Raw genomic sequence first — 19,701 nt, forward strand, 5'->3', positions numbered from 1 at the left:
ACCACGCGTGGTATTCGATATCGATTCCGCTGTCGTACCGGTCGGTGCGACGGTGACGGTTGGTTGGTCCGCCGATGAGCCACACCGGGTTCGGGTCATCGCGCCCGACGGCCAGCGGGCCGACACCGGGAGTTACGTCTGGGCTGGGCAGCACCAGATCGTCGTGCGACGGCCTGGTGTGCTTCGCGCCGAGGCGTATGCACCGACCGGTCGGATTACCTGCGCGTGTACCCGAATCGTGGTGTACGACAACGCTCCCGAGCGATTGCGTCCCCGGATCGGCCGGGCCGATGGGCCATCGACGACGATCGCGCGGTTGCCGGGTCTGACCGAACTCGCCGCGACCGAGACCGCGCCGCGGCCGCTGATGCCCGCCATCCATCCGCTGCCGGAATGGGCGAGTCCGCCACGCTTTTGGCGAATCTTGTTGTCCGGCAAACTCTTCACACCGGCATTCCGTCCGGCGGGGCGCTGCTGGCCGGAATCCGACCGCGCGTTCACCGACTTCATCGGAAAAGGCAGGGGGACACGATGATCCGGCGTTGGCTGGTCGGGCTGATCGGAGTACGCGCGGAGTTGCTGCGCGAAACCCCGGGCGACACGTTCCGCTACATCGCGATGGCAGGGGTGCTTTTGACCACCGCCGCGATAGCCGCTGTCTCTGCGACTTTCGCTCTGCAAATGGCGGTGCACGTGGCGTTGCCATGGGCGATATTGCTTGGAATTGCCTGGGGCATAGTCATTCTCAATCTCGACCGGCTGCTGGTCATCAGCATGACCAGGCACAGCGGCTGGAAGGCGAATCTGCTGGCCGCGGTGCCGCGGCTGGCGCTGGCCATCCTGCTAGGCGTGGTGATCTCGACGCCGCTGGTGCTGCGGATCTTCGAGCCCGAGATCAATACCGAGATCCAGGTGCTCAACAGCGCGAAGAAGGCGGACTTCGAGAAGCATCTCGACGGGGTGCAGCGCTACAACGAGATTCCCGGCCTGGAACAGGAGTTGGCGAAGCAGAACGCCGTCGCGGCAAAGGATCCGAATGCGGTCGAGCAGAACCCGGCGGTCGTCGACCAGCAGAAGCGCGTGGACGCGGCGCGTGCCGCGCACGATAAGGCGTTTGCCGACGCCTACGGTGAGATAGTCGGCACTTCGGGCACGCACGTGCCCGGTGTCGCCGAGGCGGCGCGCGAGGCGCAAGCGAAGGAGCAGCACGCCAAAGCGGAATTGGATCAGGCCGAGGCCGATCTCGCGGCGGTCAAGGCCGACGCCAAGAACGCGGCGCAGACGGATTCGGCGAATGCCAAAGCGGCCGCCGACCGGATCCAGCACGATATCGACCAGCGGAATTCCGAAAAGAACAGGGAGATCCAGGAGTTCTCTGCCTCGGTGAGCAACGATGACGGCCTGCTCGCCCGGTTGGAAGCGCTGAACGCGCTCAGCGACCAGCGCCCGGACCTCGGCACCGCACAGATGGCCCTGTTCCTGCTGTTCCTCTCCATCGAGGTCCTGCCGGTCTTCGTCAAACTGCTGCACCTGTTCGGCCCGCTCACCGAATACGAAAAGCTCAGTGCCAGAACCGAAGCGGCCGCGGAACGGGAAGCGGCGAAGTCGATGGCCCGCCGCGAGAACACCAATGATTTCCTGGAGAACCTGCGCATGGATCTCGAACAGGACCAGGCGCAACGGCAATTCGACGCGGGCGTGCAGGCGAACAAACTACTGGTCGATGAGCAATTGGCGATCGCTGAGCAGGAGATCCGCCGCTGGAGCGCCCGGGAATCGGAGCGCCGCAATTACCGTGCGCCACGGAGTTTCGATCCGCCGCCGGAATCGCCGATACCCGGCCGGGACGGAAGCACCTTCCGTCCCAATTGAATTCAGCGGCGGATGTGTTCGGTTTGGGCTTCGGCGATGTTGCCGGGCGGGCGGGGTGGGGGTGTGGTGGCGGAGCGGGCGTCGTGGGAGATGCGGATGAGTAGGGCGACGATGATGTAGTTGGCGAGTAGGGATGAGCCGCCGTAGGACATGAAGGGGGTGGTGAGGCCGGTGAGCGGGATGAGTTTGGTGACGCCGCCGACCACCACGAACAGCTGCCAGGCCAGGGTGAAGGCGAGTCCGCCGCCGAGCAGTTTGCCGAAGGCGTCGCGGGTGCTCAGGGCGGCGGTGAAACCGCGGATGGTGAGCACGAGGAAGACGGCGATGATCGCGGTGAGCCCGACCAGGCCGAGTTCTTCACCGATGGTGGAGATGATGAAGTCGGTTTTGGCGAATGGGACGATCTGCGGGCGGCCCGCCCCGATGCCGGTTCCGGGTATGCCGCCGGTGGCGAGGCCGAACAGGGCCTGCGCGATCTGATAGCCGGTGGTGTTGTAGGTGGCGAACGGGTCCTGCCACACCTGGACGCGCACCCGGACGTGCCCATATAGGTTGTAGGCCAGTATCGCGCCGACCGCGAACATGCCGATCCCGATGAACAGCCAGGACACCCGGCCGGTGCCGATATAGAGCATGGCCAGCACGGTGCCGAAAATCAGCAGCGAGAAACCCAGGTTCTTCTCGTAGACCAGCACGATCACCGCGACGAACGTCACCAGCAGCAGCGGCCCGAGATCCCGCAGTCGTGGCACGGTCATCCAGAGGAACCGTTTACCCGCGATGGTGAACAGATCCCGGTTCGCGACCAGGAAGGCGGCGATGAAGATCAGCAGCAGCACCTTGGCGAATTCGCCGGGCTGAATGGAGAACCCGCTCAGCAGAATCCAGCTTTTACCGCCATTGACCTCGCTGAACCTGCTCGGCAGCACGGCGGGTATGAGCAGCAGCACCACACCGGCCAACCCGCAGGTGTACCCGTATTTCGCCGGTTGGCCGTGATCCTTCACCACGATCAGCGTCGCCGCGAACAGGGCGACGCCGATCCCGGTCCAGATGAGCTGACGCATCGCATCGGACGACGAGCCGCCCGCCCCCGTATCGTCCGACAGCGCGGCGGCCCGGTCCAGCCGCTCGATCAGCACCAGACCGATCCCGTTCAATGCCACGACGCACGGCAGGATCACCGGATCCGCGCGCGGCGCCCAGAACCGCACCGCGAGGTGCGCGCACAGCGCGATCGCCGCGAATACGCCGAGCGCCGACACCATCGGACCCGCGCCGATGCTGGTGCTCAGCGTGAATCCGGCGAATGCGGTGAGCGCGACGGCGGCGACGCACAGCAGTAGTTCGGCGCGCCGTGGATGCGCCATTCCGGTCCGTTCCGGGACCCGGTCGCGAAAGATGGTTTCGGGGTGCATCGTTCACCACCCTGCCGGGTCGAGGTGCGGCCGGGGACACGGCCTTGCGCCGAACATCACCCCTCGACCCTAGCGTGCGCGCGCGGGCGGTGGCGTCCGCCGGGACACTCGCGCCCGATGGTCGCGCCGCGTGTGGATCGGCGCATACTGCTCGAGTGAGCTGGATCGAGACCCCGCTGACCGGCGGCTCCGCATTGACATCGTGGCATTGGGACACCTCGGCCGTACTGGTCACCGCGGTACTCGGCGCGGCCTACTGGGCGGCGTGGTCGGTGGCCCGCAGGCGCGGGACCGCGGTGCGCGGTGGGCGGGCCGCATCCTTCCTCGCGGTGGGGCTCGGCGTCTGGCTGCTCACCGGGATCAGCGTGATCGGCGTCTACTCGGACACGCTGTTCTGGGTGCGCGCGCTGCAGATGCTGCTACTGCTGTACGTGGTTCCGTTCGGGTTGGCCGCGGGCAAGCCGGTGACGGTGCTGCGTGATGCGCTCGGTCCCGCCGGACAGGCCCGCGTCGACCGCGTGCTCGCGAGCGGATTCGCCCGTGCCATCACTTATCCCGCGGTGTCCTCGCTGCTGATCCTGGCGACACCGTGGCTGTTCTACCTGTCGCCGTGGTTCGAGGCGGTGCTGCGTAACGGCTGGGCCGATGTGCTCACCAGGCTGCTGGTGGTGGTGATCGGATTCCTCTACTTCTATTCCCGGTTACAGGCCGATCCGGTGCCGCGCCGCTTCACCCAGTCGATTTCGCTGCTGATCACGGTGTTCGAATCGCTGGCCGACGGCGTGCTCGGCATCGTGCTGTGGCTGGGTCCGCTGCTGGCCGCCGGCTACTACGCGGAGGTCGGCCGCACCTGGGGGCCGGATGCCCGGATGGATCAGATCATCGGCGCGGGCGTCATCTGGCTGCTCGGCGATGTGCTCGGCCTACCCTTCCTGCTGGTGCTGATGCGATCGTTCGCGGCCGATGAGCGCCGCAAGGCCGCTCAGGTCGACGCCGAACTGGATGCGGCGGAAGCGAAGCGGCGGTCGCGGCGCACCGTGCGCGCCGCCGCGCCGGAACCGGAGGACGAGCCGCAGGCGTCCGGGCTCTGGTGGGAAAACGATCCGCAACTGCGCGAACGTTTCCGGCGTTGAGGGACCCGAATTCCGTTGCGGCGGTTCAGCCGAGGCCGACCAGCTGATAGCTGACCTCGACCAGGCGGCGGGTCAGCTCGTCGTCGCGTGCGCGGCGGGAGGGCGTTTTCGGTTGCCGCCGTTGGAAATAGCGGCCGGTGACATCGGCGAGGTCGGGGTCGGCGGCCAACTGGGTGAGCGCGCGCCCGCCCTCGTCGGCCGAGATCATGAAGATCCGTTCGGCGACGGCCAGGAACGGTTTGGCGAACCAGGGCATGGATTTCCAGATGCCGGTGGCGACCGCGCCCGGATGGAAGGCGTTGACCGTCACCCCCGAGCCGGCGAGCCGGTCCGCCAGCGCGCGTGCGTACAGGATGTTCGCCAATTTCGAACGGCTGTAAGCCTTTTCGCCGGAGTATCCGCGATGCATGCCGAGATCGGCGAAGTCGATGGCCGCGCCGTAGTGCATGACCGAGGAGGTGAACAGGATGCGCGCCGGTGCGCTGTCGCGCAACAGATCCACCAGCAGTTCGGTGAGCAGGAAGCCGCCGAGGTGATTGACCGCGAAGGTGGCCTCGATTCCGTCGGCGGTCTCGGTGCGGCTGCCGAAATAGCCGCCCGCGTTGTTGGCGAGCACATCGAGCCGGTCGTACGTGGCGAGCACCGTCTTCGCGAGCGCGCGCACCTCGGCCTGTATCGCGAGATCGCAGCCGATGGTGTCCACCGCGCCCGCGCCCGCCGCGCTCACCAGCGCGGCGGCGTCGGCCAGCTTCTCCGGATTGCGCCCCACCAGGACCAGTCGGTCGCCGTATGCGGCCAGCTGTCGCGCGGCGGCCAAGCCGATGCCCGAGGTCGCTCCGGTGATGAGGATCGTCCGCACGGGATTCACCATGGCACAGGGCGCGGCCGCAGAATGATCACGAATAGCACTGCTGTAGTGGGGATTCGGGGTGAATGCGCTGGTCGGTTCCACCTGCCCGGTGTGGCAGGCGGACCGGGACTCCGGCGGTAGGGGTGTGTTCAGGGGCCGCGACGGCTGTGTCGGATCACAGTCCAAATCACGAAAGTTGTTGCGGCGGATCGTATGCGGGACATACCCGGGTCCGGGTAGGGTGGTTGCACCCGGCAGCCGTGCCGAACCTGTTGCGTACCGGCTGGATTCAACGGGCTCAGATGCCCGCGCTGCGACGATGCTGCTCTTGCGCGCACCCCAGCTCCACCTTCCGGGGTGCCGTATACACCCAGTCGGCGCACCCGATCCACGAAGGACCGAGTATGTTGCAGCACAACGGTTTTACCGCCGAACTCCTGGTCGACGCCGACCGGCCCGAACCGGTCGGCGCACTGCTCAGCGACGCCGAGACGGCGGCGGCGCACGACGAGATCGACCGCGCCGTCGAATTGTTCGAACGGGCGTTCCGCGCGAGCGGACGCGAAGGTGGCCGCGCGGCGATCTGCACCCGGCTGGTCGCGCTCGAATGGCGGACGAATCCATCGACCCGCACCCGGAATTTCACCCGGCTCGCCGCCGCGCTGTCCGCCGGTGAGGTGCCGGACGCCGAACTGCCCCAGGTGCTTCCGCATCTGCTCTGGCACGGCTGCGGCGCCGAGGCCGACCGCGTCCTGCTGCGGTTGACGCGGCCGTCGGCCGCAATGCCCGCGCCGGAGCAACTCGAATTCCTGGGCCACTGGCTGCGTTACACCTATCCGGTGCATGCCGAACGACATCCGGCCCTGGTGAACCGCACCGCCAGATCGGTGGATATCGGCGCCGGCGACGATTCGCCGCACCGGCAGGCGGCGGCCATGCTCGGGGCGATGTTCACCGGTTCGGTGGAGCGGTCGGTCGCGCTCGCACAGCGGGTGCTCGCCGGGCACCGGCTCACCGAGCCCACCGTGGAACCCCTTGCCGCGGCGGTGTATTGCCTCATCTACGGCGGCAGGCTGGACCGCGCCGAGGCGTGGTGTGAGGCGCTCGCGGCGCAGGCGCAGGCCAGGCACGCGCCGACCTGGCGGGCCATCTTCACCGGGCTGCGTGCGGAAACCCTGGTGTGCAAGGGCAATCCGGGCGCGGCGGTGCGCTATGCGGCGCTGGCGCTGAATCAGGTGCCCGCCGAACATCTCGGCGTCTGGATCGGGACGCCGGTCGCCGCGCTGGTGCGGGCGCTCACCATGCTCGGCAGGTACGGCGAGGCCGATGCGCAACTGCGTAGGCCGGTGCCGCGGGCGATGTTCGAATCCCGTTTCGCCCTGCCGTATCTGCGGGCACGCGGACGGCACAGTTTGGCGACGGGGCGGATCGGGGAGTCGCTGCGCGCATTCCGGCGCTGCGGGCAGCTGATGCGGCGTTGGCGGATGGATTATCCGTGGCTGGTGCCGTGGCGCAACGAGATCGCGGCCGCCTACCTGAGCGCCGGAAATCACGACCAGGTACGGCGATTCGCGACCCTGCACCTGGATCTGCTCGGCGGTCCCGACGGGCATCCGACCGGCGGCACCTCGCTGCGGCTGCTGGCCGCGACCGCGGACCGGTGCAGGCGCATCGGCATGCTGCGGCGTTCGGTGGCGATCGCCCGCACCGGCGGCTGCGACCTCGAATTGGCAACGGCGCTCGGCGAACTCGGACGCGCCCACCGCGCTGTCGGCGACAACGAGAAGGCGTGGGCGTTGCTGCGCGAGGCCACCGGCCTTGCCGAATCTTGCGGCGCGGCAATGCTGTCGCGCGAGTTGACCGGTGAGCCGCAGCGGCCGACGCCGCCCGCCGAACCGCAGGCGCCCGCGAATCTGCTGACACCCGCCGAGCGTCGCGTCGCCGAACTCGCCGCCGTCGGCAGGCGCAACCGGGAAATAGCCGCCGCGCTCTCCATCACCACCAGTACCGTCGAACAACACCTCACCCGCGTGTACCGCAAACTGGCCGTCTCGCGCCGGGGCGAACTCCGCTTCGCGCTGCCCGCACAGCCGTATTGATCGAGCTCTGTACCAGCGGCGGGAGTTTTGTCCGTTAAGTCCTTGCCGGTTATGGGGACAAGACCGCGCGCAATGGATACTGTCCGAGGTCATTACGAGGCGACTCGCCGACACCCGATGGTTCCGCCATCGGCGTGCCGCACGGGTCTCCTCGCCATGCAGTATCGGGAGAGCATTTTGAGATTCACCAGAGTAAGTACCCTGGCCGCCATCACGGTGATGGTGGCGAGCTTCGGGTTGGCGGCCTGCTCGTCGAGCGACAGTGCCGAATCGGGCGTCGTCACCGTGAACGCGGGCGAACCGCAGAACCCGTTGGTGCCCACCAACACCAACGAGAATATGGGCGGCCGCGTCGTCGACCGGTTGTTCGCGGGCCTGAAGTACTACGACGCCGACGGCACGGCGCACGACGAGATGGCGCAGTCGATCGAGACCAGCGACCGGCAGCACTACAAGATCACCATCAAGCCGGACTGGAAGTTCTCCGACGGCACCCCGGTGACCGCCAAGTCCTTCGTCGACGCCTGGAACTACGGCGCACTCGGCACCAACGCCCAGCTGCAGAACTGGATATTCGCGCCGATCGTCGGCTTCGACGACGTGCAGGCGAATCCGCCCAAGGCGCAGACCATGTCGGGTCTGAAGGTGGTGGACGACAAGACCTTCACCGTCGATCTGACCCACCCGTCGATCGATTTCGTGCTCTCGCTCGGCTTCGCGCCGTTCTATCCGCTGCCCGATGTGGCGTTCAAGGATATGAAGGCATTCGGCGAGAACCCGGTCGGCAACGGCCCGTACAAGTTCCAGAAGTGGGACCACAACGTCAGGATCGAGTTGCGGCCCAATCCGAACTATCACGGCGGCCGCCCGCCGAAGAACAAGGGCCTGGACTTCGTGATGTACCAGACCTACGAGACCGCGTACGCGGATCTGCAGGCCGGTAACCTCGACGCGCTCGACACGATTCCGGACAACGCGCTGACCACCTTCAAGAAGGATCTCGGCGACCGCGCGATCAGCAAGCCGACCGCGCAGAACCAGCACATCGGCATCCAGTCCAACGTGCCGCACTTCGCGGGCGAGGAGGGTGCGCTGCGGCGCAAGGCGATCTCGATGGCGATCGATCGGGCGACCATCTGCGACAAGATCTGGAAGGGCACCAAGATCCCGGCCCGCGACTTCACCGCGAGCACGCTGCCCGGCTTCCAGGCCGATCTGCCCGGCTCGGAGGCGCTGAAGTTCGATCCGGAAGGGGCCAAGAAGCTGTGGGCCCAGGCCGATGCCATCTCGCCGTGGTCGGGCAAATTCGAGATCGCCTACAACTCCGACGGCGGCCACCAGGCCTGGATCGAAGCGGTGGCCAACAGCGTCAAGAACACCCTCGGCATCGACGCGGTCGCCACGCCGTACCCGACGTTCAAGACCATTCGTGATCTGATCAACAAGAAGTCGATCGGCAAGGCCTTCCGGTACGGCTGGCAGGGTGACTACCCGGCGATGATGGAATTCCTCACCGCCTTCTACCTCAGCAGCTCCGGCACCAACAACTCCGACTACAAGAACCCGCAGTTCGACCAGCTGCTGGCACAGGCGCAGGCCGCGCCCACCGAGGCGGAGTCGTACAAGGTGATCGGGCAGGCACAGACGCTGCTGTTCAAGGAGATGGCCGACATCCCGGTGCTCGACTACGTCGCGAACGCGGGCCGTTCCGACAAGGTGAAGAAGGCGCCGCTGGCCTGGTCCGGGCTGTTCGATTTCGAAAATATCGAGAAGTAACCGGTTCTCGGTGTGTCCGGCTCACCGAGCGGTGAGCCGGACACGGAATCGGTTGTCTACGGACAGGTTTCGCGCCAGGCGTCGAGTCCCCGATGTTTGTGTATCGAGGACAGACCCAGGCTCTTCGAGATCGGGCAGAACTCGTCGAGGCCCAGCTTGTACTCGGCGTGGAACACCGGTTTGTTCTGTGCGATAAAGGGTTTCAGCGCATCGCATTCGCCCTGCTCGGCGCATTCCTCGTTGACCTCGAAGTCGTAGCTGTCGACGAGATCGGTGATCTGTTCGAGGTCGTTCTTGAGGCCGATGGCCAGCCCGCGCTCATGAGCCAGGCCGACCAGCATCTTGTTGTAGGCCAGCTGGTCGTCGGAACTCAGCTGTTTGCCGCCGAACAGCGCGTCGGGTTGCGCGAAGACGTCCTGCAAATCGGGTTCGACACCGTCGAAACCCTTTGCCTTGCACTGATCCATGCGGGCCGCCATGATCGGCTGCAGCACGCTGATCTGGCGGATGTCCAGCCACTTCTCATCCGGCCAGTCCTTCAGGTTCGGGCCCTTCACCGAATCCGGGAACTTGTCGCTGTCCGGCCTTTTCGGCTCCCAGGAGCCCGCCGACATGTAGCAGATCGCTTTGCGTCCCCGCTGGTGCAGGGTCTGCACGGTATCGGCGGGGTTCTCGAACAGGTCGATGTCGTATACCTGTGCGTCGATGGACAGGTCGGTGACCTTGTCGTGCAGGTTCCACTGCCAGGTCAAACCCTTTGCCGGATGCCACCATCCGCCGGGGTCGGCGTTTGCCGCCGAAGCGCCACAGGTCGTGGCCACCGCCGCGACGGCGACGGCCGCGAACCGCAACCATTTTGTAGATCGAGTGAAAAGCATGGCGCGACAATAGTTCCGGAAATTTGCTGCCGCCTTCCCACATTTGGTGGGTCTTGGTATGGCGGGGCCCGCCGACTTGTGACTCACGGCGTCGCGCCGTCGGCTACCGTGACCGGGTGATGCTCTGTCGGATCCTCGGACCGGTCGCGGTCGAGGTGGACGGCGCGGCCGTCGAACTCGGTGGCCCGGTGCCGCGGCGGCTGCTCGCGGCGCTCTCGACGGGTATGGGCGCACCGCTGGACGGCGCCGAACTCGCCGAGCTGGTGTGGGGTGCGCAGCAGCCGAACGACGTCATGAAAACCATTCGGGTGGTGGTGCATCGGCTGCGGGCGGCGCTGGGGCCGCGCGGACGCGAATGGATCGCCCCGGCACCGGGCGGGTACCGGCTCGCGGCCGGGCCGGGCGGCGTCGATCACGAGCTGTTCGCCGACGGGGTGGCAACCGGTTTGCGGGCGCTCGCCGCGGGCCGGGCGGCCGAGGCGGCCGAAGCGCTGGAGTCGGCGCTGCGGCTGTGGCGCGGCAGGCCATGGCCGGAATTCGACGAATCGGCGGCGGTGGCGGCGAGCCGGGCCCGGCTGCTGGAATTGCGCGAGGTGGCGCTGGAGGAGTTGCAGGCGGCGCGGCTGGAATGCGGTGAAACCACCCAGGCCGTTGTCGCGTTGAGCGGTGCGATCACGGAGACGCCGTATCGCGAACGCCGGTGGGAATTACTGGCATTGGCGCTCTACCGCAGCGGGCGGCAGGCTCAGGCGCTCGCCGAACTGCGTCGGGTGCGCGACCTGCTCGTCGACGAGCTCGGCGTGGAACCGGGACCGGCGCTGCGCGAGCTGGAACGCCGAATGCTCGGGCACGATCCGGAGCTGTTGCTGGCCGGATCACCATCCCACCGCATCGAGACCACCGAAAGCGCTGGCGCGCAGCGTGTTCCGATGGTGCCGCGGCCGCTGTCCGCGCTGATCGGGCGGGGCGGCGAACTGCGCATGCTCGATGAGCTGCTCACCGCGCGGCGGTTGGTCACGGTGATCGGGCCCGCCGGCGTCGGCAAGACCCGCATCGCCGTGGAATACGCGGCCGAGCGGCCGGATGTCTGGCTGGTCCGGCTCGCCGACATTCACGGCTCGGCGGCCATCGCGCCGACGATCGCCGCCGCGATCGGATTGTCCGGCGTCGCGGGTGATCCGATGACGGCGGTATGCCGCGCGCTCACCGGGCAGCCGGGGCTGCTCGTGCTGGACAACTGTGAGCATCTGGTCGACGAGCTCGTCCCGATCGTCTCCGAATTACTCGCGCACGCAAGCGGTTCGCGCGTGCTGGCGACCAGCAGGCAAGCGCTCGGCATCGCCGGTGAACAGTTGATGCCGTTGCGGCCGTTGTCCGTCGACGCGGCGGACGGCCGGGCGGGTGCGGCCGTCGAGCTGCTGTTCGAGCGGGTGCGTGCCGGTCGCGCCGACTGGCGACACACCCCGGCCGACGCCGCGGCGGCCCGCACCATCTGTCGCGCGCTCGACGGTCTGCCGCTGGCCATCGAACTCGCCGCGGCGCGCGAGCGCGCACTCGGATTGTCAACTATCGCAACGCATCTGCACGACCGCGTCGACGTGCTCGCGCCGACCGCGCGCGGCTCGCTCTCACCGCACGATTCGCTCGGCGCCGCCATCGAATGGAGTATCGATCTGCTCGACTCCGCCGATCGCGCGCTGCTGCTGCGGCTCTGGCCGTTCGAGGGCGGATTCACCTGGCAGGCGGTCGAATCCGTGCGAACCGACCGCGGTGGCGCGGTGCTGGCCGGGCTGGCGGCGCTGGTGGACCGCTCGGTGCTCACGGTCGACCTCGGCAGCGGCCGATACCGGCTGCTGGAGACCATCCGGCGCCACTGCCGCGACGCCGATCCGGATCCGACGGCATCGCTTGCGGCGCACGCGGTTTGGGTGCGTGAGCTGGCGCGCGGGCAGGCGGCGTTGCTCACCGGGCCGCGGTCGAGCTCGGCGGCCGCGCTGCTAGCGGCCGAAATGGCCAATATCCGTGCGGGTTTCGACCACGACCTGACCCATCATCCGATCGAGGCGCTGCGCACGGCCGGTGCGCTCGGAAATATGTGGGTCACGATCGGGTCCGTGCCGGAGGGCATGCGGTGCATCCGGGCCGCGCTGGCCGCCTGCCCAGACGCGGCGGCCGTCGACCGGGCCGGTGCGATGATCGCGCTGTCCATATGCGAACTGCATGCGGGTGACGCGCGAACCGCGCTGCGGCTGGCCGAATCGGTGATCGAATCGCTCGACGAATCCGATCCCGCACATGAGATGCCGCTGCTGAAGGCCTATTCCCGCCAATGCAATGCGCTGGCCGACCTGGTCGATCTGGCGGCGCTGCGCCCGGCGCATCGGCGTTTCCGGATGGCCGCGGCGAGCCCGAACGCGCCCGACGATATGCGGGTCAATGCCGGGCTCGGTGTGGCCATCATGCGGTTCCACGACGGGGATGTCGACGGCGCGGCCGAAACCATGCGCGCCAACGGTGAATTCGCGCGCGAGTGCGGATATCTGTGGGGCGAGGGCATTTCCGAACTGCTGCTGGCCTGGCTGCTACTCGGCCGGGTCGTCGCCGAGCCGGACCGGATCCTCCGGGTATTCGCGCACCTCACCTCGGCGGTCGCGGCATTCGAACGCCAGCCCAACGCATCCGAGGTGCTGGTCTGTCTCTACGCGGGCGTGTGCGCCCTGATCCTGTCGGACCGCGCGGAGATCGCGCTGCGCCTCTACGCGGCGGTGCGCGCGCACGCCGCCCGGATCGGCATCGATCCGTGCCGCTATCTGCGCCTCGCCGGACCCGAGGTGGCGGCAAGGGTGAACGCGGTGCTCGACGCCGCCCAGCCCGCCGCCCGAACCCCGGCCTGGCAGACCATGATCGGACTCTTCCACGACGCGGTCGGCGAGCTCGAAACCCGCGGTACCTAGGCCGGGCGCCGCCCGACGACGGTGACGATCAGCTGCGGAATATCGTGCCAGCCGGGCGATCCGGCGATTTCGTAAAAGCGGGCGAGGTCTTCGGCACTGCCGCCGCTTCCGAGTCCGGTCATTCGCGCATCATCGCACGCCATTGCGTCGCAACGGGATTCAGACGTTGCTCACGGCGTGGGCCAGCAGGGCGCGCAGGATCGGTTCGGGTTCGGTCCACAGCAGCGCGCCGCCGATGCCCGCGACCAGGTGCCGGGTCGCGGACGGGATTCGTTGGGCGAGACCGGCGCCCAGGTCGGGGGAGTGGCTGGTGTCCTGTTCGCCATACCAGATGTCGACCGGGATCCGGATCGCCGCCAGGTCGATATTCCAGTGGTCCATGGCGAGCGCGGTATCGCGCGCATAGCCCGCTGGACCCTGCGCGAAGGCCTCGTCCAGCGCCGAACGGTATGCGGCGGCGAAGGTTTCGTCGCGGTAGACCGCGAGATCGCTGTCCGGGCTGCCCGCGAGCACCATGTCCACCATGGCCTGCGGCGTGAACTCGGCGAAAATCCGCTCGGCGGCAACGGGATCGGTGATCGCGGTATCGATCAGCTGTCGCAGCTGCTGCGGCAATACGTCGGCGAACCGCGGTTCGGCCACCTCGTCGGCGGGGGATACCAGCGCAAGCGCGGTGATGACCCCGGCAGCGGCGCAGGCCAGCGCGAACGGCGCGCCCTGCGAATTGCCCACCATCAGCGGCCTGCCGAGGTCCCTGCTCCGGGCGAATGCGGCGATATCGGTCGCGAAATCGGTGAACGTGCGGCCCGGATGCGGCGTCGACGCGCCGAGTCCCGGCCGGTCGACGGCGATCAGGCGGATATCGAGCGCATCGACCACCGCGGCGCCGAATCCGAGCCGCCTACTGGTCGCCGCGCCGGGCGAGAACAGCACCGGCGTACCGCCCGCCGGGCCCCATTCCGCCCAGCCGAGCGACCTTCCGTCCGGGAGGGATTCGGTACCGGTGCGGGCTGGCTCGACGACGAAGGTGCTCATGGCCCCCATTCTGTCGCCGACCTTTTCGACGAGTTCACCACGGGGCCGCACAGTATGACCGGCGCCACTGACCATCCGACGGCGGCATTGCGCCGCAACGGGATTCAGATCCGGTACGGCGGGAAGTAGTGGGCCCAGACCTGGCCGAGGGCGCGCAGTAGCTCCTCGGGGAGCAGGTGGGCGATCTCCGGGCAGAGGTGCGCGTGTGCGCCGCAGGTTTCGCACCAGACGCGGGTCATCCTCGGGTCGGCGGCGAGCGCCGCGGCGATCCAGTCGGGGCGCAATCGCTCGTTGGTGAGGGTGGCGACCCAGCGGTCACCGTGTCCGTCGGAGTCGCGGTGGGTCGCGTTGACAACCGTTACCGGAAAGAGCGGTTGGTTCCGCACGTTGATCATGGCGGATAACACCTTTCGGAAAAGGTATGGGTAATTCTGGCCGGTATGCGGTCTGGTCGATAACGGAAAAATTGCAGGTGGTAACCGCAATCAACGGTAACTCGCGCGGGTGCCCTGGACAAGGGGACAGCGAGGTGCCGGAATTGTCCTGAAATTCGGGGTTTCAGAGTGTGGAATGTCCGTAATTCATTGTCGGCCAGCGCGGCCCGGCCTCGGTCGGATAGCCGAGTTCGGCAAGGTAATCACGGTAGGCATCCTGTGTGGCCTGCAGCCGATCGAGGCGCAACCGCCCGGGATCCCGCGCATACATATCGAGGCCGAGCCGGGTCCACAGCCGCGTCGGCGGCAGTTCGGCGCCGCCCGGCGGTATGAATTTCCGCACCTCGTCGAGTGCGGCGATGGCGCTGGCCAGCCAGGTCGCCACCTGGTCGCGTTCGGCGCCGTCCAGCAGATACGGATTCGGCGGTACGGCGGCGGCGTATTCGTCGGCCACCCACAGCCAACCGCCCGCATCGATCAGCTGGGATGGCAGCGCGCCGCCGAATTCGAGATCGCCCGAAGGGGTTTCGGTGTCATCCGGCAGCAGGAAGGTGAATTCGCGAGGCTCGAAGCAGGTTTCGCAGGTTCCGGTGTATCGCCGGACGAATCTTCCGTCGGCCAGCGGATGGAGAGCATCGGCGCGTTCGAATCTGGTGTCGCCGCAGTCGCACGGCGTCATGTCCATGAAGACGTGCGCCTCGCGGGTGGTGCGGGAGATGGGCAGGTCGAGGTCGGGTTCGCCCGCGGCGTGATCGGAACCGGAGTCGAACCAATCCGGCTCGTCGGTCAGTAGTGGGTCGCGCCATTCTGATTCCGTGGCGGCGTGATTCGGTGGGGAGCTGAACCTATCCGGCTCATTGGTCAGTAGTGGGTCGCGCCATTCTGATTCCGTAGCGGCGTGATTCGGTTGCGAGTCGAACCTATCCGGCTCGGCCACCGGCAGTGGGTGGCGCGCTTCCGGTTCCGCCGCAACGGTATCCGGTTCCGGCGTGGGTGCGGCAGGTGGCAACCGTAGCGCCGCCGTCGCCGGGAATTCGGCTTCCGGCAGGCGCAGCGCCGCGGTCGCGTCCGGCGCGGGCCCAGCCGAATCAGCTTGCGCCGCATACGCGTTCGGCGGCTCTGCGGCGCCTGGCTGCCAGGTGCGGCGCTCCGCGAGCGTCAGCCCCATCGCGGTGGCCGCCGAGATCGCCCGGTCACCCCACCACGGCACCTCGGTGCCCGCGACCTTCATGGTGGTCGGCACGTCGATGCTGACGGCCCAACCGGCGCCGTCGCGCCACAGCTTCAGCGCCATCGAGTTCGTATTTCGTTCGGGGCTGCCGTGATCCGGGATCTCCCTGGAGCCGAACGCGCCCGCGGACTGTTCGGCGAGCCGGACATTGCCGCGCAGCCCGAGCCGCTGCCGTAATTCGTCCAACCGGGTTTGGTCGAGCTGACCGGAAAAGGTCAGCAGTAGGCGACGTTCCACCGTCATCGTTTCTCCGAGCTCCCGCACGCCATCCAGCATTACCATTCCATCCGGTCGGCGCGACTCGAGCATAGCGGGCAATACGTTGCGCGGACCGTAATTCGGCAATCCGAGTGACCCGAATCGTGCCGCTATGGCAGCCGAAAGTGGTTGTCGAGCACCGGAACCGGATCGAGTTCGGCGATCTCGTGGCCCGCGTCGCAATGTTCGGTGAAATCCTTGCCGTCCCGGGCCTGGAGGATCCGGATATCGCGGACCAGCGGACGCAGCGTCGCGGCGACCCGGGCGGCGTGCCGGTATCCGGGGGCGTCACGGTCCGCGACGATCAGCACCCGCCGCCCGCCGCGGAACCAACTCGCGTGCGCCGGTTGCCAATTGAGCGCGCCACCGGCGTTGCAAGTGGCGGTGAGCCCGGCGTGGTCGGCGGTGCGGACATCCTCCTCGCCCTCGCAGACATAGATGTCGACGCCGTTCGCGACGGCCGCGAGCAGGCCCGGCAACAGGAACGGTATGGGTGCGAATCCACCGGGCCGCCAACCGGATTCGGTCATCCTGGCCTGCCAGAAGGTTTTCGACCTGCCGGATTCGTGCGGCGTGTGCATGCGCACCACCATGCCGACGGGCCGCCCGCCGGGATCGCGGTAGAAGTACCGCGCCACCATGCGCGGCGGGCCGAGCGCCCGGCCGGGATCGGTCCGGTGGCTGGTGAGCGGCAGGCCCGCGGCGAGCAGCGCTCGATCGACCAGGGACCGCTCGCCGGTACGGGCCGAGGTACGAGCCACCGGATGCGCGCCCGGCTGGTCGTACAGGTCTCGTACCGTGAGCCCGAGCCGCTCCAGCACCATTTCGTCGGGGCATCCGGCGAAGCAGCGGACCACGGTCTTGCCGCGCTGCCGGTTGTAGATCACCCCGAGCGACGGATGATGCCTGCGGCCGTCGCCCTCGTGCACCGGGCACAGGTAGCGCAGCCAGTCGCCGCTGCGGGTACCTCGTCCGGCGATCCGATCCAGTGCGTCGGTAATCGTTTCCCAGGACATGGCGCTCCTCCTCGCCACCATCAATTGTCCAGGGAATGCGCGATCCCGGCCAGCCGCTTTATTTGAGCGCGGTGCCCGGGGATTCCGGCACGGTGCGGGTGATCTGGTCGATGCCGAGCACTCGGCCGTCGGGCGCCAGCCGCCCGAACATCCAGATCTCGGTCCGGATGACCGCATTGTCGCGCATGGTGCCGGAGAGTATGTAGTGCGCGGCGATGCGATCGCCGTCGACCAGCGCGTCGTGCACGTTGTCCGGCTGGTCCGCGAGCAGTGGCCTGGTCACCGTGCCGCACTCCATCTCGTGCCCGGACACCGTCGGGCACCGGTCGGCAGCCGCGGGTTCCGCGGTACCGCATCCGACGACCAGAAGCGCCGTCAGCAGCGCGGTGCACAGCGACCCCAGGATCTTCCTGCGCGTTCTCCGAACTCCTTTCACCACAACACCGGAAACCAGCCTCGGGCCCGGTTGTCGGGGCGGGTGCAAAGCAGTGGCAAAGGGAGGTCAGAACTGGATTCTTACCTGCCTTTGTCATTCGGCTAACCGGCCGTTGTCGCGGCGCGGACAGGGTTGCCCTATGACGAAAACGCAGCCGATGGTGACGGCGGTCACGAAATGAACGATCCGGTACCGGCATTATCGCTACCACCCGGCAACAATGACGCGGTGAGCACTCCGAACTCCCCGGCCTCGGTCCTCGTGGTCGAGGACGATCCGCATGTCCGCAGCACGCTGGACCAACTGCTGCGTTTCGAGGGCTACCGGGTACATCTCGCCGCCGACGGCATCGAGGCGCTGGAGCTGCTGGAAAAGCAGCGCCCGGATCTGGCCGTCGTCGATGTGGTGATGCCGCGCCTCGACGGCCTGTCGCTGTGCCGGAGTCTGCGCAGGCGCGGCGACCGGCTGCCGATTCTGGTGCTCACCGCGCGACATCAGGTCGGTGACCGAGTCGCCGGACTCGATGCGGGCGCCGACGACTATCTGGCCAAACCGTTCGCCGCCGACGAACTGCTGGCCCGGCTGCGGGCGCTGCTGCGGCGCAGCGTATTCGACGCCGATCCCGGCACGCTCGCGGTCGGCGATCTGGTCCTGGACCCGGCCACCAGACAGGTGCGCCGCGGCGAGCGGCCGATCGAACTCACCAGAACCGAATTCGACGTGCTGGAGCTGCTGCTGCGCAACGAGCGAATCGTGTTGAGCCGCAACGCGATCTACGAGCACATCTGGGGTTACGACTTCGCCACCGATTCGCGGTCGCTGGATGTGTACATCGGCTATCTGCGGCGCAAGACCGAGGCGGGCGGCGAGCCGAGGCTGATCCACACCATCCGCAACGTCGGCTACACCATCCGAGCCGAATGATGTTGCGCGCCAGGATAACCCTCGTCGTCATCGTCGTCGCCGTCGCGGCGATCGCGTTCACCATGGCCAGCTCCTATCGCGGCGTCCGCGACCTGGTCGCGGACCAACTCGATCGCGGACTGAACGACCGTCTCGACGCGGTGTCGGCGCTGCTCGATACCGGCCGGACGCTGCCGCCGCGCTCCGATATGACCGAACAACTGCTGCTGCCCGACGGCTCGGTCCGCCCGCTCACCCCGGGCGCGGCCGCGCTGCCGGTATCGGCCGCCGACCGCGCCGTCGCCGACACCGGAATCGGCACGGCCGCGGCCGATATCGAGCTGGACGGCGAGCCGTGGGGCACCCTGACCAAACCGCGCCAGGGCGGCGGCGCGATCATGGTCGGTCACCGGTATGCGATATCCGATCGGATCGAGAACGAATTCTTCTGGCGCACAGGCGGAATCACCGCACTCGCGGTCGCGGTGTCGGCGTTGCTGAGCTGGTTGGCGATCGGCCGCATCCTGCGCCCGGTGCGGCGACTGCTCACCGCGACCGAACACATCGCGGCCACCAACGATCTGACGACCCCGCTGCCGAAGGCGGGCCGTGACGAAATCGGCAGGCTCACCGGAAGTTTCGCGGCCATGCTGACCGCGCTGCGCCGGTCGCGGGACCAGCAGCACCGCCTGGTGCAGGACGCCAGCCACGAGCTGCGCACCCCGCTCACCTCCATCCGCGGCAGCGCCGAACTGCTGCAGCGCGCCCGCGGCAGGCTCGACCCTGCCGACGAGCGGCAGGTGCTTTCCGTGCTCGTCCAGGAGTCGGCCGCACTCGACACCCTGGTGGCCGAGCTCGTCGAGCTGGCCACCGACCAGCACACCGCCGAGGAGCCGGTGCCGGTGGATCTGCCGGAGCTGGCCGAGGACTGTGCCGCGAACCATCGCATGCGCACCGGCCGCACCATCACCGTCACCGCGGCGGAGCCGCTGCCGGTGCGGGCCCGGCCGCGCGCCATCGCCCGCTGCGTGGACAACCTGATCGGTAATGCCGCCAAGTTCAGCCCGGCGGATACGCCGGTTCGCATCGTCATCCGGGGCGCCGAACTCGCGGTGCACGACGACGGACCCGGTATCGCGGCCGCCGACACCACCGCCGTCTTCGACCGCTTCTACCGGTCCGCCGCCACCCAGGGCACCCCGGGATCCGGACTCGGGCTCGCCATCGTCGCCGATATCGTCGCGGCGCACGGCGGCAGCGTCTTCGCCGAGCCGGGGCCGGGCGGGCGGGTCGGTTTCCGGCTGCCACCGCAGGATCGACCGCGCCGCACCGGGCTGCTCCGGCGCACCTAGGGCGCGTCCTCGAAGTCCCATCCGGCGCATCCGGCCGAACTTCGAGGACGCAGCCT

The 19,701-nt window shown here is 68.0% G+C and carries 17 protein-coding genes; 8 read left to right on the plus strand and 9 right to left on the minus strand.

Features of this window, described 5'->3' with window-relative positions; translation table 11 throughout:
- Positions 1 to 52: 52 nt before the first annotated feature.
- Complete coding sequence (locus tag F5544_RS13240; protein WP_167473476.1) at positions 53 to 535, plus strand: hypothetical protein; 483 nt, start codon at positions 53 to 55, stop codon at positions 533 to 535.
- The gene (locus F5544_RS13245) at positions 532 to 1,872 is read left to right on the plus strand and encodes a DUF4407 domain-containing protein (RefSeq protein ID WP_167473477.1); all 1,341 of its coding nucleotides are present in this window, start codon (positions 532 to 534) and stop codon (positions 1,870 to 1,872) included. Before F5544_RS13240 ends, F5544_RS13245 begins: the two co-directional genes overlap by 4 nt.
- Positions 1,873 to 1,874: 2 nt before the next feature.
- Here F5544_RS13245 and F5544_RS13250 read toward each other — a convergent pair whose 3' ends face one another.
- Positions 1,875 to 3,290: an FtsW/RodA/SpoVE family cell cycle protein gene (locus F5544_RS13250; protein ID WP_428847140.1), complete on the minus strand. Its 1,416-nt coding sequence runs from the start codon at positions 3,288 to 3,290 to the stop codon at positions 1,875 to 1,877.
- Positions 3,291 to 3,454: 164 nt separating this feature from the next.
- Between F5544_RS13250 and F5544_RS13255 the strand changes: the two genes are divergently transcribed.
- Positions 3,455 to 4,423, plus strand: coding sequence for a cytochrome c oxidase assembly protein (locus F5544_RS13255; RefSeq protein WP_167479164.1), 969 nt, complete (start codon positions 3,455 to 3,457; stop codon positions 4,421 to 4,423).
- A gap of 25 nt (positions 4,424 to 4,448) precedes the next feature.
- Here the strand turns inward: F5544_RS13255 and F5544_RS13260 are convergent, their stop codons facing one another.
- Positions 4,449 to 5,282 (minus strand): SDR family NAD(P)-dependent oxidoreductase, encoded by an 834-nt coding sequence (locus tag F5544_RS13260; protein ID WP_194252466.1) that lies wholly within the window; start codon positions 5,280 to 5,282, stop codon positions 4,449 to 4,451.
- A gap of 395 nt (positions 5,283 to 5,677) precedes the next feature.
- Here F5544_RS13260 and F5544_RS13265 point away from each other — a divergent pair, with 395 nt between their 5' ends.
- A complete protein-coding gene (locus tag F5544_RS13265; RefSeq protein ID WP_167473479.1) occupies positions 5,678 to 7,372 on the plus strand; it encodes a helix-turn-helix transcriptional regulator in 1,695 nt (564 codons plus the stop codon).
- Positions 7,373 to 7,549: 177 nt separating this feature from the next.
- Positions 7,550 to 9,148 carry an ABC transporter substrate-binding protein gene (locus F5544_RS13270; protein ID WP_342760418.1) on the plus strand — a complete coding sequence of 533 codons (1,599 nt, stop codon included), beginning with the start codon at positions 7,550 to 7,552 and terminating at the stop codon, positions 9,146 to 9,148.
- Between the two features lie 56 nt (positions 9,149 to 9,204).
- Here the strand turns inward: F5544_RS13270 and F5544_RS13275 are convergent, their stop codons facing one another.
- A complete protein-coding gene (locus F5544_RS13275; RefSeq protein WP_167473480.1) occupies positions 9,205 to 10,026 on the minus strand; it encodes an endo alpha-1,4 polygalactosaminidase in 822 nt (273 codons plus the stop codon).
- Positions 10,027 to 10,145: 119 nt separating this feature from the next.
- Here F5544_RS13275 and F5544_RS13280 point away from each other — a divergent pair, with 119 nt between their 5' ends.
- A complete protein-coding gene (locus tag F5544_RS13280; protein WP_238847442.1) occupies positions 10,146 to 12,980 on the plus strand; it encodes an AfsR/SARP family transcriptional regulator in 2,835 nt (944 codons plus the stop codon).
- Here F5544_RS13280 and F5544_RS47040 read toward each other — a convergent pair.
- The 6 genes from F5544_RS47040 to F5544_RS13305 all read right to left on the minus strand — a co-directional run bounded on the left by F5544_RS47040 (position 12,977) and on the right by F5544_RS13305 (position 17,390).
- Positions 12,977 to 13,102, minus strand: coding sequence for a hypothetical protein (locus F5544_RS47040; RefSeq protein ID WP_275107026.1), 126 nt, complete (start codon positions 13,100 to 13,102; stop codon positions 12,977 to 12,979). The genes F5544_RS13280 and F5544_RS47040 overlap by 4 nt on opposite strands.
- A 37-nt stretch (positions 13,103 to 13,139) precedes the next feature.
- A complete protein-coding gene (locus tag F5544_RS13285; RefSeq protein ID WP_167473482.1) occupies positions 13,140 to 14,015 on the minus strand; it encodes an alpha/beta fold hydrolase in 876 nt (291 codons plus the stop codon).
- A 104-nt stretch (positions 14,016 to 14,119) separates the two neighbouring features.
- Positions 14,120 to 14,410: a hypothetical protein gene (locus F5544_RS13290; RefSeq protein WP_167473483.1), complete on the minus strand. Its 291-nt coding sequence runs from the start codon at positions 14,408 to 14,410 to the stop codon at positions 14,120 to 14,122.
- Positions 14,411 to 14,573: 163 nt separating this feature from the next.
- Positions 14,574 to 15,923 (minus strand): hypothetical protein, encoded by a 1,350-nt coding sequence (locus tag F5544_RS13295; RefSeq protein ID WP_167473484.1) that lies wholly within the window; start codon positions 15,921 to 15,923, stop codon positions 14,574 to 14,576.
- 125 nt (positions 15,924 to 16,048) lie between these two features.
- Positions 16,049 to 16,954: a hypothetical protein gene (locus F5544_RS13300; RefSeq protein ID WP_167473485.1), complete on the minus strand. Its 906-nt coding sequence runs from the start codon at positions 16,952 to 16,954 to the stop codon at positions 16,049 to 16,051.
- A gap of 58 nt (positions 16,955 to 17,012) precedes the next feature.
- Positions 17,013 to 17,390 carry a hypothetical protein gene (locus tag F5544_RS13305; RefSeq protein WP_167473486.1) on the minus strand — a complete coding sequence of 126 codons (378 nt, stop codon included), beginning with the start codon at positions 17,388 to 17,390 and terminating at the stop codon, positions 17,013 to 17,015.
- A gap of 228 nt (positions 17,391 to 17,618) precedes the next feature.
- On the opposite strand from F5544_RS13305, the gene F5544_RS13310 reads away from it, so the two are divergent.
- Entirely contained in the window at positions 17,619 to 18,314 is a 696-nt protein-coding gene (locus F5544_RS13310) for a response regulator transcription factor (RefSeq protein WP_238847226.1), read from the plus strand.
- On the plus strand, positions 18,311 to 19,645 hold the full coding sequence (locus F5544_RS13315) for a HAMP domain-containing sensor histidine kinase (protein ID WP_167473488.1): 1,335 nt from the start codon (positions 18,311 to 18,313) through the stop codon (positions 19,643 to 19,645). Before F5544_RS13310 ends, F5544_RS13315 begins: the two co-directional genes overlap by 4 nt.
- Positions 19,646 to 19,701: the final 56 nt, after the last annotated feature.

This window comes from Nocardia arthritidis, from assembly GCF_011801145.1.
GTDB classification, from domain to species: Bacteria; Actinomycetota; Actinomycetes; order Mycobacteriales; family Mycobacteriaceae; genus Nocardia; species Nocardia arthritidis_A.

Coding starts and splice junctions, on each gene's coding strand:
- F5544_RS13265 (WP_167473479.1), top strand. CDS start 5,678: ATGTTGCAGCACAACGGTTTTACCGCCGAACTCCTGGTCGACGCCGAC.
- F5544_RS47040 (WP_275107026.1), bottom strand. CDS start 13,102: ATGACCGGACTCGGAAGCGGCGGCAGTGCCGAAGACCTCGCCCGCTTT.
- F5544_RS13300 (WP_167473485.1), bottom strand. CDS start 16,954: ATGTCCTGGGAAACGATTACCGACGCACTGGATCGGATCGCCGGACGA.
- F5544_RS13275 (WP_167473480.1), bottom strand. CDS start 10,026: ATGCTTTTCACTCGATCTACAAAATGGTTGCGGTTCGCGGCCGTCGCC.
- F5544_RS13290 (WP_167473483.1), bottom strand. CDS start 14,410: ATGATCAACGTGCGGAACCAACCGCTCTTTCCGGTAACGGTTGTCAAC.
- F5544_RS13280 (WP_238847442.1), top strand. CDS start 10,146: ATGCTCTGTCGGATCCTCGGACCGGTCGCGGTCGAGGTGGACGGCGCG.
- F5544_RS13250 (WP_428847140.1), bottom strand. CDS start 3,290: ATGCACCCCGAAACCATCTTTCGCGACCGGGTCCCGGAACGGACCGGA.
- F5544_RS13285 (WP_167473482.1), bottom strand. CDS start 14,015: ATGAGCACCTTCGTCGTCGAGCCAGCCCGCACCGGTACCGAATCCCTC.
- F5544_RS13245 (WP_167473477.1), top strand. CDS start 532: ATGATCCGGCGTTGGCTGGTCGGGCTGATCGGAGTACGCGCGGAGTTG.
- F5544_RS13295 (WP_167473484.1), bottom strand. CDS start 15,923: ATGACGGTGGAACGTCGCCTACTGCTGACCTTTTCCGGTCAGCTCGAC.
- F5544_RS13315 (WP_167473488.1), top strand. CDS start 18,311: ATGATGTTGCGCGCCAGGATAACCCTCGTCGTCATCGTCGTCGCCGTC.